General features: G+C 51.3%; 2 protein-coding genes. Both read left to right on the forward strand.

The window, feature by feature from the left end:
- A partial coding sequence (locus Q371_RS23225) for a pre-peptidase C-terminal domain-containing protein (protein ID WP_034345440.1) occupies positions 1-609 on the forward strand: 609 nt, incomplete at its 5' end.
- Positions 606-3,161 (forward strand): S8 family serine peptidase, encoded by a 2,556-nt coding sequence (locus tag Q371_RS28155; protein WP_034345443.1) that lies wholly within the window; start codon positions 606-608, stop codon positions 3,159-3,161. The genes Q371_RS23225 and Q371_RS28155, both read left to right, overlap by 4 nt.
- Positions 3,162-3,538 lie beyond the last annotated feature (377 nt).

Consider the following 3,538-nt stretch of genomic DNA (forward strand, 5'->3'; position numbering starts at 1 on the left):
CAATCTGCGACGATTTCGGTGAATGGTGGAGAAGCACAGACCCTGACGCTGGGTGCGGATGGATCGTTCAGCTTCAACCAGACCGGCCTCGATGACGGCACCTACAGTGTAGAAATTAAAGCCAAAGACACTTCTGGCAACGAAAAAGTGCTGAATTCATCTTTTAAAGTGGTGCTGCCAGACCTGTTCGAGCCCAACAACACCTTCGACCAGGCCATGCTGCTTTCTTATGGAACCACCACCCGCAAAGCCATCATTGATGGTTCAGACAAAGACGTGGACTGGTACAAATTCGAGGGCAAAAAAGGTCAAAAGATTGCCCTCGAAGTGCTGACCCAGAGCGCCTACGCGGATTCTGCTCTGGACTCTGTGGTGTACCTGTATCCTCCCATTGTCAACAGTGCCACCCAGCCTCTGGCGGTCAATGACGATGCCAATCCCCTCACAGGGACGGACATGGGTTCCAAACTGGAGTACACCCTCACTGAAGACAGCACTTACTACGTGATGGTCACCAGTGCCAGAGTTGCTGAAGGCTACACGGACAACAATGCCAAGAACACCTACAAACTCAAACTGAGTTGGCTCAACCAAGGAGCGATCAAGTGAGAAAGCCCATTTTTTCCTCTCTGGCCCTCATCACCCTGACCGCTGTGATGGCAGGTTGCTCCAATGCCACCCTGCCAACACAGAATGCTTTGCCTGCTCCACACGCAGCACAGACCAGCAAACCCAGTACCCTCAAAGTGGAAGAGACCAACCGCTGGTTTGTGAAATTTGGTGTCACTGGCACCGGTATTCAGCCCATGTCTGCTCAAACCCTCTCCAAACTTGCAGCAGACCAGAACATTGATTACCAGCAGAACTACACGTTCAGTCGCGTTTTCAATGGGGTGTCTGTCACAGCAACAAAAGAAAACATTGATCGGATTGCTGCACTGCCTGGTGTGGTATCGATCAGCCCAGTACGCATGATCAAACCTGCTGGATTTGTGAAAGCAGATCCCATCACCCCTGATCTGGCCACAGCCATCACCCAAACCGGAGTGGATGTTGCCCAAAACGAACTGGGGCTGACAGGCAAAGGCATCAAAGTGGGTGTCATCGATTCAGGAATTGATGTGGATCACCCAGACCTGAAAGGTCGCATTGTGGCCCAGAAAGATTTCGTGGGAGACAACTACGGAGTCAATGACAGCTACATTCCCAAACCAGATGCGGTTGCCGATGACTGTGGTGGTCACGGTACCCACGTGGCAGGCATTGTGGGCGCCAATGGCACCGTCAAAGGTGTTGCCCCTGAAGTTTCTTTTGGTGCCTACCGTGTCTTTGGATGTGATGGCTCCACCTACGATGACATTCTGGTGGCTGCACTTGAGCAATCTGTGGTGGACCAGATGGATGTGGTCAACATGAGTCTGGGCAGCTTTGGCACCTGGCCCAATGACGTGACTTCAGAAGCCATCAAGAATGCAATTGCTGCCGGTGTGATTGTGGTGGCTTCTGCTGGCAACAACGGAACAGAAGGTCCATTTGCACTGGGTGGAATTTCTGGTACCGAAGGGGCCATCAGTGTGGCCAGCTATGAAAACTCTGGTGTGCGTTTGAATTACTTCACTGCCAATGGAGTGGATGTGGGCTACCTGCCCGGATCAGACAGTGCGGCTGTTCCCACTTCTGGCACCATGGAAATGGTGCGCACCGGTTCTGCTTTGTCCACTGCAGATGCATGTGCTGCATTGCCTGCTGACAGCCTCAAAGGCAAAGTGGCTCTGGTCCGTCGTGGTGGATGCACTTTCACCACCAAAGCCGACAATGCCAAAGCTGCAGGGGCTGCTGCGGTGGTGATTTACAACAACTCTGCAGGCTATCCCGGGTTGAGTGTGGTTTCCACCATTCCAGTCATGGGCACAGACAAAGCCGTGGGAGAAGCTCTGGATGCCAAACTGGCTGCAGGGGAGACGCTTACGGTCACCTGGAAAGCTGAAATGAAATCATTCGTCAATCCAGTCGGCAACCTGCCTTCTGATTTCACCAGCTATGGTCCAGACGTGCTGCTCAAGTTCAAGCCTGATGTTGCTGCTCCCGGTGGACAGATTTACTCCACCTATCCTCTGGAATTGGGTGGATATGCAACCCTCAGTGGGACTTCCATGGCTTCCCCACACGTGGCTGGCATCGTTGCTCTGATGCTGCAAGCCCGCCCAGAGCTCAAGAAAGACAGCCAAAAAGTGCTGACCCTCTTGCAGAACAACTCCAATCCTGGGGTGTTCAAAGGCACCAGCATTCTGGACGGGGTCAACCGTCAGGGGTCTGGCATGGTCAATGTGGTGAACAGCATCCAGAATCCTGTTCGCACGGAACCCAGCCGTCTGTCTCTGGAAGAAATTCAAGGAACAGTGACCCGCACCATCCGTCTCTACAACGATGGTCCCAACACACTGACGTACAACGTCAGCCATGAGCCTGCTGTTGGAACTTTCGGCACTTCGCCTGTGCAGTTCAGCGACAAAGTGGCCAATGTTCAATTGCAAGCCTCCAGAGTGACCCTGTACCCCGGAAACAGTGTGGTGCTTCGTGTGGACATCACTCCTCCTGCTGAAGACCGCAACGGCAGCATGTTCAGTGGCTACATCACCTTCAAATCTGCCACAGGCAAAACGGTACGTGTGCCATACATGGGTTACAAGGGTGACTATCAGACACAACCTGCCATGACCTACAACTTCCTGACCATGTACGATCCTGAAACCAAACAGGACTACGATCAGGTGGATGGTGCAGTGTATGACCTGAGCAAAAACCAATTTCCCAAAGTGTACTACCACTTGGCCATGCCCGCCCAGGTCATGACTGTGGAAGTGTTGAACGCTGCCACGGGCAAACCCCTGTTCAACACAGGCAGTGAAGTTCTGCGTGCTGAAAGCCTTTCTCGCAACCAGATTGTCAGAGATGGTGGAGCCTACTACTTCAGTGCTTACACCTGGAATGCCAGCATCAAGAAAGCCCAGATGAAAGCTGGAGTCCCTGTCACCAAGACCATTGCTGATGGTGCTTACCGCCTGAAAGTGAACGCTCTGCGTGCAGGTGGAGATGTCAACAATGCTGCACACTGGGACACCTGGGTCTCCCCTGTGTTCTACATCAAGAACGCCAATTGACCCAAGATGAAAAAGCAGTCGGTAGATTGTTCTACCGACTGCTTTTTCATCTTCTCAATCTTTCAAATTTCTCCTTTAAAAAAACAAATCATGAAAAAATTCTCTTTTGAGTCAACTGAATTTATAATCTATATAAAACAATAAAAAAAAGCTTACATTTGCAGTAAATGAAACGTTGACAAATTTTCCTTTACAAAGCTATGCTCGATGCACAAAAGGCTATACAGGTGATGGTTGTCCAAATGGTGGGTCAACCAGACTTTCTTTTTGCAGCAAGGGGCCTTTTGCGAGGTGATGAATGTATAAGAAAGCGCTAGGTTTGACGTTCACCACAGCACTGTTGCTGGTTGGATGTGGCACAGGTTTCACCCCGGACA

It is taken from the genome of Deinococcus misasensis DSM 22328 (assembly GCF_000745915.1).
Taxonomy (GTDB): Bacteria; Deinococcota; Deinococci; order Deinococcales; family Deinococcaceae; genus Deinococcus_C; species Deinococcus_C misasensis.